The organism is Microbulbifer variabilis, from assembly GCF_052468405.1.
The window spans coordinates 3318453-3332903 of the sequence record NZ_CP174343.1 but is presented as its reverse complement, the minus strand read 5'-3'; the positions used below and the strand labels follow the sequence as shown (position 1 = coordinate 3332903).

The 14451-nt window shown below is 54.5% G+C and carries 12 protein-coding genes and 3 tRNA genes; all 15 read left to right on the top strand.

Features of this window, described 5'->3' with window-relative positions; translation table 11 throughout:
- The first annotated feature begins 17 nt into the window (after positions 1–17).
- Positions 18–1187, top strand: a complete 1170-nt coding sequence (ubiM, locus tag ACJJJB_RS15205) for a 5-demethoxyubiquinol-8 5-hydroxylase UbiM (protein ID WP_020412397.1) — start codon at positions 18–20, stop codon at positions 1185–1187.
- Between the two features lie 528 nt (positions 1188–1715).
- Entirely contained in the window at positions 1716–2114 is a 399-nt protein-coding gene (locus ACJJJB_RS15200) for a nuclear transport factor 2 family protein (protein WP_020412399.1), read from the top strand.
- A gap of 443 nt (positions 2115–2557) precedes the next feature.
- Positions 2558–2634 (top strand) — tRNA-Met (locus ACJJJB_RS15195).
- Between the two features lie 42 nt (positions 2635–2676).
- Positions 2677–2753 (top strand) — tRNA-Met (locus ACJJJB_RS15190).
- Positions 2754–2793: 40 nt separating this feature from the next.
- Positions 2794–2870, top strand: a tRNA-Met gene (locus ACJJJB_RS15185).
- A 136-nt stretch (positions 2871–3006) separates the two neighbouring features.
- Positions 3007–3471: a ribosome maturation factor RimP gene (rimP, locus tag ACJJJB_RS15180; protein WP_020412401.1), complete on the top strand. Its 465-nt coding sequence runs from the start codon at positions 3007–3009 to the stop codon at positions 3469–3471.
- A gap of 42 nt (positions 3472–3513) precedes the next feature.
- Positions 3514–5016 (top strand): transcription termination factor NusA, encoded by a 1503-nt coding sequence (gene nusA / locus ACJJJB_RS15175; RefSeq protein ID WP_020412402.1) that lies wholly within the window; start codon positions 3514–3516, stop codon positions 5014–5016.
- A 64-nt stretch (positions 5017–5080) separates the two neighbouring features.
- Positions 5081–7915, top strand: coding sequence for a translation initiation factor IF-2 (gene infB / locus ACJJJB_RS15170; RefSeq protein ID WP_445365109.1), 2835 nt, complete (start codon positions 5081–5083; stop codon positions 7913–7915).
- Between the two features lie 89 nt (positions 7916–8004).
- Positions 8005–8403, top strand: a complete 399-nt coding sequence (gene rbfA / locus ACJJJB_RS15165; RefSeq protein WP_020412404.1) for a 30S ribosome-binding factor RbfA — start codon at positions 8005–8007, stop codon at positions 8401–8403.
- A 3-nt stretch (positions 8404–8406) separates the two neighbouring features.
- Positions 8407–9348, top strand: a complete 942-nt coding sequence (gene truB, locus ACJJJB_RS15160; protein WP_020412405.1) for a tRNA pseudouridine(55) synthase TruB — start codon at positions 8407–8409, stop codon at positions 9346–9348.
- Positions 9349–9494: 146 nt separating this feature from the next.
- Complete coding sequence (gene rpsO, locus ACJJJB_RS15155) at positions 9495–9764, top strand: 30S ribosomal protein S15 (RefSeq protein WP_444946189.1); 270 nt, start codon at positions 9495–9497, stop codon at positions 9762–9764.
- 258 nt (positions 9765–10022) lie between these two features.
- Positions 10023–12146 carry a polyribonucleotide nucleotidyltransferase gene (pnp, locus tag ACJJJB_RS15150; protein ID WP_445365108.1) on the top strand — a complete coding sequence of 708 codons (2124 nt, stop codon included), beginning with the start codon at positions 10023–10025 and terminating at the stop codon, positions 12144–12146.
- A 130-nt stretch (positions 12147–12276) separates the two neighbouring features.
- Positions 12277–12927 (top strand): hypothetical protein, encoded by a 651-nt coding sequence (locus ACJJJB_RS15145; RefSeq protein WP_444946190.1) that lies wholly within the window; start codon positions 12277–12279, stop codon positions 12925–12927.
- Positions 12920–13330 (top strand): GFA family protein, encoded by a 411-nt coding sequence (locus ACJJJB_RS15140; RefSeq protein ID WP_444946191.1) that lies wholly within the window; start codon positions 12920–12922, stop codon positions 13328–13330. The genes ACJJJB_RS15145 and ACJJJB_RS15140 overlap by 8 nt, the downstream gene beginning before the upstream one ends.
- A gap of 120 nt (positions 13331–13450) precedes the next feature.
- Positions 13451–14419, top strand: coding sequence for a zinc transporter ZntB (locus ACJJJB_RS15135; RefSeq protein WP_445365107.1), 969 nt, complete (start codon positions 13451–13453; stop codon positions 14417–14419).
- Positions 14420–14451: the final 32 nt, after the last annotated feature.

Genomic DNA, 14451 nt, shown 5'->3' with positions numbered 1-14451 from the left:
TGCTCTAGGGGGTTGGAATGTTGCAAACAGATATTGCTATCGTAGGGGCTGGTCCCGCAGGACTCGCCCTGGCTGTGATGTTGGCCCGGCGCGACATTAGGGTAACGCTTTTGGAGCGCCAGGGCGAGGAGACCTTGGGGAATCCTGATGATGATGGACGAGAAATAGCCCTAACCCATAAGTCGGTCAGAATTTTAGAGAGCCTCGGGGTCTGGCAACGCCTGCGGGATGATGAAGTCGGTGTCTTACAAGCAGCAACGGTGGTAGATGGCAACTCGACTTCCAGCCTGAATTTTGATAGCCGTGGGCGAGGTCCCTTAGGGTTTATTGTACCCAATTCAGCAATACGCCGCACGCTGTATGAGGTTGCTGGCGAGGAAGCGAATATTCAGTTGCGTTGCAACAGTGCCGTTACCGGTATGCACTTGGAAGATAACTGCCGAGTCTTGAATATTGAGGGGGCTGACGATCTGGCTGTTGCGTTATTAATAGCGGCTGATAGTCGTTTCTCTGAGGTACGGCGCATGGCTGGGATTGGGGCTGACATGCGGGATTTTGGCCGTGTGGCAGTTGTAGGCCGGGTGCGGACGGAGCGCGTTCATCAGGGGATTGCACGGGAATGTTTTCGCTACGGTTCCACGCTAGCGCTTCTGCCATTATCTGAGCCCAAGACTTCCTCTGCAGTTGTGACAATTTCGGCCAGCCGGGCCGAAGAAATTATGCAGCTAAGTGATGCTGAGTTTGCTGCTCATGTGCAGCGTGAGAGCACTGCAATACTTGGCTCAGTGGAGCCTTGTGGTAAGCGCCACAAGTATCCGCTGGTGGGGGTTTATGCGCATCAATTCTATGCGGAGCGCTTTGCTTTGGTCGGGGATGCAGCTGTGGGGATGCATCCGGTGACAGCACATGGTTTTAACCTGGGACTTGCTGGCACGGACTCGCTGAGTCGCCAATTAGAAACTGTGGCTCGTTTGTATCAGCCTGCGAAGTTAGCTCGAGCGCTGTCTCGTTACCAGATTCAACATCGCCTTGAATCTCAGCCTATTTACTCGGGTACAAATCGGGTGGTTGATCTGTTCACCAATGATCACTTGCCGGCCAAACTACTGCGCAAGGCGGTATTGCGTGTTAGCGAACATTTTCCGCCGGTGCGGCGAGCCATAGTGCACCAGCTTACCCGTCACTGACCGAAGGCCTGTGCGAAATAGTGAAATACGTGCCTACGGGAGTAGGTTGCGAGCGAGAAAGGAATAGGGCATGGAAGCCGATTCTCGGCCAGGCAGGTAGCCTATTTCTATGCGGTTTAATCTGCAGAGCTTGCGGTGGAGGTACTTTGGGAGGCACTTGGTAATCTGAACACCACCGCGTTGACTGTAATCGAAAGTGATATCGACAACCTGTTGGTTGAGACGAATGTATTTGCAGGTGGTTGTGGGGAGTAAAAAGTATCATTTGCGATTAGTACTCTTTCGGCTAGTTAAAAAACGGTATTTTCATCGCCAAAAAGCCTGATAAGGCAACCAATTACAGAGCGACTGGCATGGGGTAAGGCATAGAGGTGCGCCAGACAATAATGTCAGTGGCAATTACTCCTATATGGTCGGCCCAGCCGTATGCTCACGGCAGATATTTCCATTTCCCGGGCTTTGTCTGATTTGCAGCTTCCGAAGTGAGCTATATTCCGGCTAGCGTTTGGTAAAGAGTGGGCTGTGCGCATGAACATCCCTGAAGCCAACAAGCACTTGGTTCGCGAAGCGTTCCGCCCGTGGGAGGCGGGTGACAGTGGCCCCCTTTTTGACCTGATCGCTGAGGACGTGTTGTGGACAGTGATAGGCACTACATGCGCTTCGGGGATCTTTCACTCCAAGCAGGCTTTAATTGATGATGCTTTCGGCCCGCTATTAGATCACCTGGAGGATGGTCTCAAGACAACTTTTGTCGACCTTGCAGCAGAGGGAGAGAAGGTATTTTTGCGCTTTGAAAGCACCGGCCATGCATTAAATGGCGTAGAATACAAGCAGGTTTACTGTTGGGCGATGGTGATGCGCGATGCGAAAATCGTAGAGATCACTGCGTACCTGGATACCGACCTGCTGGCCCGAGTGTTTACCTAGTTGTTGTGAAGCTGTCGCTTTTCGCTTTGGGTGTGGGAATGACGACAGTGGAGATTGCAGGGATAAAGAAGTAGTGCTCGATGTTCAACTCGCACTTGTTCCCAAAGCCGCAATAGTCGTTCGTACTATGCCCTCCTTTAGGGTTGTCTGTCATATGCAACGAATGGCCCTAAGTGGCCCTTTAGGTGATTCTACGCAGGGGAGTTTTACAGTGATCTCTATGCGGCCAGTAAAGCCCGGAGCATACCCGGAGCATAAAAGTATCTTCGGGGGGCGCTTGGGCCAGAAAAAGGTAGGGGGTTTTACGCGTTAGGCGAAAACAAATGCCAATTACAGCTTGACTCACCAGGGCTGTATACATAGAATGCGCAGCCTCTTGAGTGGTTGGGTTAGTCCCGCCGCAGGGAAACGAAGGTCAACCAGGCTTTGTTTCTTGGAGTTGTTGCGGGGTGGAGCAGCCTGGTAGCTCGTCGGGCTCATAACCCGAAGGTCGTAGGTTCAAATCCTGCCCCCGCTACCAAATTTGCTTTTAAGCAAATACTTTTGATTGCGCATTTGTTGTTGCGGGGTGGAGCAGCCTGGTAGCTCGTCGGGCTCATAACCCGAAGGTCGTAGGTTCAAATCCTGCCCCCGCTACCAATCTCGCCTTTATATAAAGGCTTTGATGCGCTTTCGTTGTTGCGGGGTGGAGCAGCCTGGTAGCTCGTCGGGCTCATAACCCGAAGGTCGTAGGTTCAAATCCTGCCCCCGCTACCAAATTTTGCATTTACGCATACTGGCTGCGTAAATGTGCGGTCAAAGCCCCGTCAGGGGCTTTTTCGTATCTGCAAGAAAAGTTGCGGATATTTTTCGAAGTGGGCCGCAGGCCCATTTTTTGTATGTGGTGACGTAAATGGCGAGCAAACGCGAATTGCTGGAAGAGCTTCTGGCGCCGGTGGTGGCATCGCTGGGATGCGAACTGTGGGGTATTGAATATCAAACTCACGGTCGTAACGCGCTGCTGCGCATCTATATCGATTCTGAAAACGGTATTTCGGTTGAGGATTGCGAGAAAGTGAGTCGTCAGTCCAGTGCAGTACTGGATGTGGAAGACCCAATCAGTGGTAAGTACACACTGGAGGTCTCTTCCCCGGGGCTCGATCGTCCTCTTTATAAACTGGAGCAGTACGAGCGCTTTACCGGTGCCCAGATTGAAGTTCGCCTGCGCATGCCGCTGGATGGGCAGCGTAAATGGCGAGGCCTGCTGGCCGGCGTAGAGGGCGATGAAGTAGTTTTGCGCGTGGACAGCGAAAATGAATACCTGTTGCCAATCGACAGCATCGAGAAGGCAAGCATTATTCCCCAATTTACCAAATAACCTGTAGGAGCCTGAGCTCAGGCGATTTTGAGGCACAGTTGCATGAACAAAGAGATCTTGCTGGTAGCCGAGGCGGTATCCAACGAGAAGGGCGTTGACCAGGAGATTATTTTCCAGGCCATCGAAGCGGCATTGGCAACGGCCACGAAGAAACGCTACGACGAGGATTCAACCATTGAGGTTATCATTGATCGCCGTAGTGGCGACTATGAAACTTTCCGCAGTTGGGAAGTGGTTGATGATGAAACTCTGGCGGAACTGGGCACCCAGTTCACCCTGGAAGAAGCTCACGAGAAAGATACTGAGCTGAAAGCAGGTGATATCTACCGCGAGCAAGTAGAGAATGTTGAATTCGGCCGCATCGCCGCGCAGACTGCCAAGCAGGTAATCGTGCAGAAGGTGCGTGAAGCCGAGCGTGCCAAGGTCGTAGACGAATACCGCGATCGGGTTGGCGAAATGGTCAGCGGTACAGTTAAAAAAGTGACCCGCGATTTTATTGCTGTGGACTTGGGTAATAACGCTGAAGCGCGCCTGCCTCGTGATCAGCTGGTTGGACGCGAGATTTTCCGCCTAGGTGATCGTGTGCGCGCAATCCTGCTGGAGATCCAACCGGAAGCCCGCGGCCCTCAATTGATGTTGAGTCGTTCCTGCCCGGAAATGATTATTGAGCTGTTCCGTATCGAGGTACCGGAAATCTCTGAACAGGTTATTGAAATTAAAGGTGCCGCCCGCGATCCCGGCCTGCGCGCCAAGATCGCCGTGAACACCAATGATGGCCGTATCGATCCAGTTGGAGCTTGTGTGGGCATGCGTGGTGCGCGTGTGCAGGCGGTTTCCAACGAGCTGTCTGGTGAGCGTGTCGATATCGTACTGTGGGACGAGAACCCCGCTCAGTTCGTAATCAACGCTATGGCGCCTGCGGAAATTGAATCCATTGTTGTGGATGAAGATACCGGGTCCATGGATGTGGCTGTGGCCGAGGAAAACCTCGCTATGGCTATTGGTCGCAGTGGACAGAATGTTCGTCTCGCTTCTGAGCTTACCCAGTGGCAGATCAATGTCATGAGCACAGACGAGTGGCAAAATAAACAGGAAGCAGAGTCCAGCTCCATTATGCAGGTGTTTATTGACCGCCTGGATATCGATGAAGATGTGGCTGCTGTATTGGTTGACGAAGGCTTCACCTCTCTCGAGGAGGTGGCCTATGTCCCCATTGAGGAAATGCTCGCGATCGAGGGCTTCGACGAAGATATCGCCGAAGAGCTGCGTGCCCGGGCCAAAGACTCCCTGCTGACACAGGCACTGGCCTCTGAAGAGAAGCTGGATGCCTCGGAGCCGCAGGAAGATCTGCTCAACATGGAAGGTATGGAGCGTCACCTGGCCTTCCAGCTTGCCAGTCGTGGTATCGCTACCATGGAGGATCTGGCAGAGCAGGCGGTTGATGACCTACTCGATATCGAAGGTCTCGACCAAGAACGTGCCGCAGCGCTGATTATGAAGGCGCGTGAGCCCTGGTTCGCTGATGACAGCGGCGAACAGGCTTAAACATAACGACACAAGACATACGTATAAATAACCCCCTCCGACCAAGTGACTTTTAGGAGAGAGAATGGCCGAAGTAACAGTTAGCGAACTCGCCAAATCGGTTGGTGCCACCGAAGACCGTCTGCTCAAGCAGATGAAAGAAGCGGGTTTGCCTCACACCTCTGCGACTGCGGTGGTGTCAGATGAGGAGAAGCAGGTCCTGCTCAGTTTCCTGAAAAGTAGTCACGGGGAGCAGGGCGCGAGCCCGCGCAAGATCACCTTAAAGCGCAAGACCACGACCACACTGAAAACCGGCTCTGGCACAGGCCGCAAGACTGTGAACGTGGAAGTTCGCAAGAAGCGTACTTATGTAAAGCGCCCGCAGGCTGAACTTGAAGCGGGAGCAAACACCGCGGAAGCCGTGGAAAGCGTTTCAGCTGCAGAGGCCGAAGAGGCTCGACTGCAAGCCGAGGCGGAAGCCAGAGCAGCTGCCGAGGCGGAAGCCAAGGCCGCAGCAGAAGCAGCAGAGGCCGCTCGTCGCGCCGCTGAGGAAGAAGAAGCTCGCTTGAAAGCCGAAGCGGAAGCCAAGGCTGCCGCAGAGGCAGAAGCGAAGGCCGCAGCCGAAGAGAAGGCTGCAAAAGAGGCAGATGTGACCCAGAAAGCTGAGAGCAAGCCCGCGCAGAAAGCGGAGCCCGCAGCTCCAATCCGTTCAAGCTATGTAGACGATATCGAGGCTATGCGTATTGCCGCGATGGAACGTCGCAAGCAGCAGGCGGAGCAGGAGAAGCGCGAACTCGAAGAGAAAAAAGCCAAGGTAGAGGCCGACCGACGTGCGGCCCAAGAGAAGAAGGAAAAAGCTGCACAGGCCGCCAAGGTGAAGCCCGCGAAAGCAGCTGAGAAAACTGAAGAAGTTAAGCCTTCTTTACGTCGCAAGCTCGAGGCTGCTGCTCCGGCTGAGGCCGATCGATCCGAGGATGAGCCGCGTAAACGCCGCGGGCGTCGCTCCAAGTCCGGGCCGAAGAAGTCCAGCAAAACAGCGCTGTACGAGCAGGCCTTGGAAGTATTTGAAGAAGACGAAGCCAGTAAGCGCAGTACGCGCTCCCTGTCCCGTGCGAGCGTGAAAATGAAGCCAACTCACGGCTTTAAACGGCCTACGGAGAAGCAGGTGTACGAAGTTCAGTTGGGCGAAACGATTACTGTTGGCGAACTCGCCAAGCAGATGAATGTGAAGGCCGGTGAATTGATCAAGCGCCTGATGAAAATGGGTGAGATGGTCACTATCAACCAGAGCCTGGACCGTGAAACTGCTCAGTTGATCGCTGAAGAGATGGGGCACAAGGTGGTATACCGCTCCGAGACTGAGCTGGAAGATAGCCTGGTAGCGCAAGCCCAGGCTCAGGAGGGCACAGAGGTTACCCGCGCGCCGGTAGTGACTGTTATGGGCCACGTTGACCACGGCAAAACTTCTCTGCTCGACTATATCCGCAAAACCAAAGTGGCTTCCGGTGAGGCTGGCGGTATTACCCAGCATATTGGTGCCTATCGAGTGAAAACCAGCCAGGGCGAGGTTGCCTTCCTGGATACTCCGGGACATGCCGCCTTTACTGCAATGCGTGCTCGTGGAGCCCAGGCTACCGACGTGGTAATCCTGGTGGTCGCTGCCGATGATGGTGTAATGCCGCAGACTGAAGAGGCTGTAAACCACGCTCGTGCTGCTGGTGTACCGCTGGTTGTCGCCGTGAACAAGTGCGATAAAGAAGCCGCCGACCCTGATCGTGTGAAAAATGAGCTGGCTGCGAAAGACGTAATCCCGGAAGACTGGGGCGGCGATACCCAGTTCATCAACGTATCCGCGCATACTGGCCAGGGTATTGATGACTTGCTGGAGGCAGTTTCCCTACAGGCGGAAATGCTCGAGCTGAAGGCCAAGGTAAATGTGCCGGCCACCGGTGTTGTAATTGAATCCCGCCTGGAAAAAGGTCGCGGTGTGGTTGCCACCCTGTTAGTACAGAATGGTGAGCTGAAGCGCGGCGATATTATTCTGGCCGGCCAGAGCTATGGCCGTGTGCGCGCCATGACTAACGAACACGGCAAGCAGGTTAAGGAAGCTGGCCCGTCTACCCCGGTAGAGCTACTGGGTCTGGACTCCACTCCAAATGCCGGTGATGAATTCATGGTTGTCGCGGATGAGCGTAAGGCCCGTGAAGTTGCCGAGCAGCGCGCTGAAAAAGAGCGCAGTGAGCGTATGCAACGTCAGCAGGCTGCGAAGCTGGAAAACATGTTTGCAGATATGGAAGCCGGCGAGCGCAAGGTTCTGCCGGTTGTTATCAAGGCCGACGTGCGCGGCTCCCTGGAAGCCATCCTGGGTGCCCTGGCGGATATCGGCAATGAAGAAGTTTCCGTAAACGTTGTATCCAGCGGTGTAGGTGGTATTGCCGAAAATGATATCAACCTGGCCCTGACCTCAGGCGCTATTGTATTGGGCTTCAATACCCGTGCCGATGCAGCCGCACGCAAGACTGCCGAAACCGAAGGGGTTGAGGTTCGCTACTACAGCGTAATCTACAACCTGCTCGATGAAGTGAAGCAGGCCCTGTCCGGCATGCTGGACCCGGAAGTTCGCGAAGAGATTGTTGGTATTGCCGAGGTGCGCGACGTATTCCGCTCGCCGAAGTTTGGTGCGATTGCCGGGTGTATGGTGACCGAGGGTACCGTCTACCGTAACAAGCCGATCCGCGTACTGCGTGACAACGTTGTAATCTATCAGGGTGAGTTGGAATCCCTGCGTCGTTTCAAGGACGATGTGCAAGAAGTGCGCAACGGTATGGAGTGTGGTATCGGGGTGAAGGACTACAACGATGTGAAACCTGGCGACCAGATCGAAGTTTACGATATCGTCAAGGTAGCCCGCGAACTGTAAAGCGTTCCGGACCGGATGAAAGAGAAACCCGCGCGGCTTGGCCGTGCGGGTTTTCCTGTCTTTAAACCGCCATTCTCAATAGGTAAACAATGGCAAGAGAATTCCACCGCGCAGATCGCGTTGCCGATGCCATGCGCCGCGAGCTGGCCCAGTTGATTCAGCACGAGATACGTGACCCCCGCCTGGGTATGGTCAACGTCAACGATGTTGAAGTCAGCCGCGATCTGACCGTTGCTAAAGTATTTGTCACCTTTGTGGGTGAGGACGACCGCAGCAAAATTAATACTTCCGTGGAAGTGCTGAACAAAGCCGCAGGCTTTCTGCGTACGCAGCTCGCGCGCGCGATCCAGATTCGCACTATTCCCCGTTTGCACTTCCGCTACGACGAAACCTCGGTGCGTGGCCAGGCGCTGTCTGCCCTGATCGACAAGGCGGTTAAAGAAGATCGCAAGCACCAAGACGACGATAGCGACTCTAACGAAGATTGATCCATGGGCCGCAGACCAAAATGGGGCCGGCCGGTTCACGGCGTGCTGTTATTGAACAAGCCCGCCGGGATTACCGCCAACGACGCCCTGCAAAAAGCCAAACGACTCTTTTTCGCCAATCGCGCCGGTCATACTGGAGCGCTGGACCCCCTGGCAACCGGTGTATTGCCGATCTGTTTCGGCGAGGCGACCAAGTTCTCCCAGTACCTGCTTGATGCGGACAAGCGTTATCGCAGTACTTTTGTTTTCGGCATGACCACTGCCAGTGGCGATGCTGATGGCGATGTACTGGAAACCAAAGATGCTTCCGGTTTGACCGAAGAAGCCGTGCTGAAAGCGATGGAGGCTTTCCGCGGTCGCATCAAGCAGGTGCCGTCCATGTACTCGGCCCTCAAGCACAAGGGGCAGCCGCTGTATAAGTTGGCTCGCCAGGGTTTGGAAGTGGAGCGCGAGGCGCGGGAAGTGGAGATTTTTGAATTTGAACTGCTGAGCTTTACAGCGGGCGCCCAGCCCCGTGCGGAAGTTGAGGTGCACTGCTCCAAGGGCACTTACATTCGCAGTATTGCCGAAGACCTGGGCCAGGCCCTGGGTGTCGGTGCCTATGTGGAAGAGTTGCATCGCAGCGCCGCCGGCCCCTACGACGAAGCGGATTCAGTGACCCTGGATGAACTCACCGAAGAGCGTGGTGAGGGTCGGGCGGAAGAGCTGGACCACCATCTGTTACCAGTGGACTCCCCTGCCTCCTCATTGGCCAAACTCATACTGCCAGATGACTCTGGTTACTATGTGCGACAAGGGCAGCCAGTAATGGATTTACAGGTCTATCGTATCGGTGCGGAAGGTGATATGGTGCGCCTCTTCCTGGAAAATGGTGATTTTCTGGGTGTGGGAGAAATTACTGACGACGGGTGCGTAGCGCCTCGGCGTCTGGTAAGTGGCACCTGAGCACAAGCCGCTATATTGGTGATAACTAATTAAGCGGTGTGAGTGAAAGTGCCGGGCGGTTGCGCCCACAATAGCGATTAGCTGGTCTGTAAATATGCACGGGCCAGCCGGATCTTTTAAAGCATATTACGACGAGGTAATTCGTTATGGCACTGACTGCAGTTGAAAAATCAGCCATCCTGAAAGAGCACGGCCAATCCGAAGGCGATACCGGTTCCCCGGAAGTCCAGGTAGCCCTGCTGACCGCCAATATCAACAAACTGCAGGGTCACTTCTCTGCGCACAAGCAGGATCACCACTCTCGCCGTGGTCTGATCCGCATGGTAAACCAGCGTCGCAAGCTGCTGGATTACCTGAAGCGCAAGGATCTGAACCGTTACGCACAGCTGATCGCCAAGCTCGGCCTGCGTCGCTAAGACCCTGGAATGCCCGCCTTTGGCGGGCATTCTTTTTTAATGCTTGCTAAAAAGTGGCTTAGTTGTCACTTTTGGCAGACACGCAGCATGGCCTTAAGGGATAAACCCAAATGAAAGTGCTGCGCTTGCACCGGCCACCCTGGTCGGTGGCGGTACATCCCCGTACCGCCCTGGGCAGGAGGTTTGGAGCCCCGGCCCCGGCAAATATGTAGGGGTTACTGGAATGGGCCAGTAACCGTAAGGAAATAGGAAAAACTAGTGAATCCAGTAAGCAAAACTTTCCAATACGGACAACACCAAGTCACCATCGAGACCGGCCGTATCGCGCGCCAGGCTACCGGTGCTGCCCTGGTTAGCATGGGAGAGACTGTCGTCCTGTGTACTGTTATCGGCGCTAAAGAAGCCAAGCCAGATCAGGGCTTCTTCCCGTTGTCCGTGCACTATCAAGAAAAAGCCTACGCGGCTGGCAAAATTCCCGGTGGTTTCTTCAAGCGTGAAGGCCGCCCGTCTGAAAAAGAAACCCTGACTTCCCGTCTGATCGATCGCCCGATCCGCCCGCTGTTCCCGAACGGCTTTATGAATGAAGTTCAGGTGATGTGTACTGTCCTCTCCGCGGAGAAGGACATGGATCCGGATATCGCTGCCATGATCGGCACTTCCGCAGCGCTGTCTGTTTCCGGTATTCCCTTCGCTGGCCCCATCGGTGCTGCGCGTGTGGGTTACACCCAGCAAGACGGCTACCTGCTGAACCCGGGCTACGAAGCTCTGAAGACCTCCGAGCTGGACATGGTCGTTGCCGGTACCAAAGACGCCGTACTGATGGTGGAGTCCGAAGCCCAGGAGCTGCCGGAAGACATCATGCTGGGTGCCGTACTCTACGCACACCAGGAAATGCAGGCCATTATCAAGGTTTGTGAAGAGCTGAAAGCGGAAGCGGGCAAGCCCCAATGGGACTGGCAGGCTCCGGCGGAAAACACCGAGCTGAAAGCTGCCCTGGACGCTCAGTTTGGCGAGAAGGTTGCCGAAGCCTACCGCATCACCAACAAGCAAGAGCGCAGCACCCGCCTGGCGGAACTGCGCGGCGAAGCCGCTGAAGCCCTGGCTACCGAAGAAATTAGCGCCGATCTGGTAAAAAGCTACTTCGGCAAGCTGGAGAAGAAGTTGGTGCGCGGCGCTGTAGTGCGTGGCGAGCCCCGTATCGACGGTCGCGACAGCAAGACTGTACGTTCGATCGCTGTGGAAGTTGGCGCTCTGCCCAAGTCCCACGGCTCTGCGCTGTTCACCCGTGGTGAGACCCAGGCTCTGGTAGTGGCTACCCTCGGTTCCACTGGCGATGCACAGATCATCGACGCCCTGGAAGGTGAGCGCAAAGACTACTTTATGCTGCACTACAACTTCCCTCCCTACTCTGTAGGTGAAGCGGGTCGTGTCGGTGCTACCGGTCGTCGCGAAATCGGTCACGGCCGCCTCGCTCGTCGCGGTATCGCTGCAGTTCTGCCGAGCCCGGACAGCTTCCCCTACACCGTGCGTGTGGTTTCCGAAATCACTGAATCCAACGGTTCCAGTTCCATGGCTTCCGTTTGTGGTTCCAGCCTGGCGCTGATGGATGCGGGTGTTCCGCTGAAGGCACCGGTAGCCGGTATCGCTATGGGCCTGGTGAAGGAAGACGAAGGCTATGCGGTTCTGACCGATATCCTCGGTGACGAAGACCACCTCGGCGATATGGACTTCAAAGTAGCGGGTACCGCCTCTGGTGTGACCGCGCTGCAGATGGACATTAAGATCGAAGGTATTACCGAAGAGATTATGGAAACCGCTCTGGAGCAGGCCCTGCAAGCGCGTCTGCACATCCTCGCGGAAATGAACAAGGTGATCGACTCTTCCCGTACCACCGTGAATGAGAACGCACCGCGCTACGCGACCCTGAAGATTCATCCGGACAAGATCCGCGACGTGATCGGTAAGGGCGGTGCGACTATCCGCTCCATCACTGAAGAGACCGGCGCCTCCATCGATATCGAAGATGACGGCACTATCAAGGTCTTCGGTGAAGACGGTGAGAGCCTGGAAGCGGCGGTAACCCGCATCGAGGAAATCACTGCGGAAGCTGAGATCGGCGCTATCTACGAGGGCACTGTGGTGCGTATCGTGGACTTCGGTGCATTCGTTAACTTCCTGCCGGGTAAAGACGGCCTGGTACACATCTCCCAGATTGCTGAGGAGCGTGTTAACGCTGTAACTGATTACCTGAGTGAAGGCCAGAAGGTATTCGTAAAGGTACTGGACGTGGACCAGCGTGGACGTATCAAGCTCTCTATCAAAGAAGCCAAAGCCGATCAGGCTGCTTCTGCAGAGGAGAAGCAGGGTTCCGAAGAGGCGTAAGCCTTAAAAGACCTGAAAAAACCCGGCCTTGAGCCGGGTTTTTTTATGGATTTTTTAAGGGGGGCAGAGCCTTTATGGCATTTAGTAAAGATATTTTTAGGTTAGAATCCAAAGAAAAAAGGGGAAAACCTTGCTTAATTTCTGGCTTCTCGACCTAATACTTGGGCTCACCTGCCTGTTGATGGCCAATCAATACTGGTACCTCACACGAGAGCGTTTCCAATCTGCGGCTTTGATTATTGTCGCTGCATTGTTGTGCATGGCCCTCGCAGCTTTGGTCGGTGCTTACCGCTACGGAATAGACCCCGGTATAACCGAGCTACATCGGGCACTCTCACGACTTTCCGGCTTTACTTCTTTTATACTAATTGGCATCGGCCTCCTTTGGGCTCGGCTAGAGCTAACATGGGGTTCGGATAACCGGGCTCCAGCCTATGTGGTAATGGTGCTGGTCCTCGCCAGCGCAATTGGCTTCAGCGAGAGTGGGATCTTGATGCCTTCGACGGTAGTGGATCTCTACTCAGCCCTGGGTTTGCTGCTCTGGTTATTGGTGGCCCTATTGGAACTAGTTGGATCTGGCAGACTTCCACGAAACCATGCTCTATTACTGGGTGGTGGTGCCTTGCTGGCGGTAATAAACGGGCTTTTGATCGGTACTGGTTCTTCGAAGCTGCTGGGCCTGGCGCGCACGAATTGGTTCCACCTCCTTTTAGCCGTTTCTGTTTTTTCCCTGCTATGTGCGCGGCCGTTGTTTATCCGAGATAAATCTGCTGATGAATGAAATAACTACCAAACTGCAAGGGGGCTGCCACTGTGGAGCCGTGCGTTTTACTGCTCTGTATAAGCGTAACAATGATGACCCCTTGGTAGCTCACGCTTGTAATTGCTCTATGTGTGAAAAGCTAGGCTATTTGCACTTGATAGTGCCTGCGCAGAATTTTGAGCTGGTGAGCGGAGAGGATGTGCTCAGCTGCTACACCTTCAATACAGGTGTTGCCAAGCACTATTTTTGTAGCCGCTGTGGGGTGAAGTCTTTTTATATCCCACGCTCAAACCCTGATGGCTACAGTCTCAATGCTCGATGTCTGGATGAGCGGCCGCGGGGACTTAAAGTGCAGCCTTTCGATGGGCAGAACTGGGAACAGCATGCAGCAGAGCTGGCGCACCTGAGCCAGAATGAGTAATTATCGAGCCCCACCTCTTTTGTATCGCTGCAGTGAAACGGGGCTAACTTGACGCTATTTAAAACCCTCGGTGGAGGGTGACTTCTCCACCGGATGTTTAGCGAATGGAATTTTAAGTCCATGGAATCTGGGCATATTCACGCAACCCTGCTTGATAGGAATGGCTCAGGTCGGGAAATGACCTGGCCTGAAGTGGAGTCCTGGCATCCCCGCCAGGGCTTGCTGTGGCTTCACTTCGATAGCGCTGATGAAGAGGTTTCAGCTTGGATACGCGATAATAGTGGGCTGCAGCCTGTGGTTGTAGAGGCGTTGTTGGCTAAAGAGATTCGACCGCGCACCCTGGCTGTCGATGATGGACTTTTCCTTGCAATGTGTGGAGTGGACCCAAAGCACAAGTCCCGGAGGGAAAACCGGGTCTCTATTCGAATTTGGGTGGAAGAGAACCGTATTATCAGCACCGGTAAAAGACGCCTGTTGGCAGAGGAGGATTTGATTTCCCGTCTGCGCAGTGGTTGTGGACCGCGTGGTACTGCAGCACTGGTAGTGTCCCTGGCTGATCTGCTTGTGCTGCGCATGGGAGACCGGGTTGATGACTTTGAAGAAAAGGTTGACGCGCTTGAGGATCAGTTACTCGAGTGGTCGGTGAAGGGCCTGGGTGCGAATTTAGTCCAGTTTCGCAAGCGGACAATTGCCCTGCGACGATACCTCTGTCTGCAGAGGGAGGTTTTAACTCGTATGCAGCAGGAGTCGGTATCCTGGTTTGATGAAGGGAGCCATGTCTTACTGGCGGATATCAACGAACGCTTGCAGCGGCACATCGATGATATAGATACAGTGCGTGAGCGGGCGGCGATTGCCCAGGAGGAGCTGCTGAGTCGTAATTCCGACCAACTCAACAGTCGTATGTATGTTTTGTCGATGGTTGCAGCAATTTTCCTGCCTTTAAGCTTTTTAACCGGGTTGTTTGGAATTAATGTCGGTGGGATTCCATGGGCGCAAGCTCGAGAGGGGTTCCTGGCATTTTGTATTCTGCTGGCAATAGCACTTGCCGGACAAGTCGCTTTTTTTTACTGGAAAAAGTGGCTCTGAGGCTCCCTCCAATCCCCTGTGAAGGAAGCTCT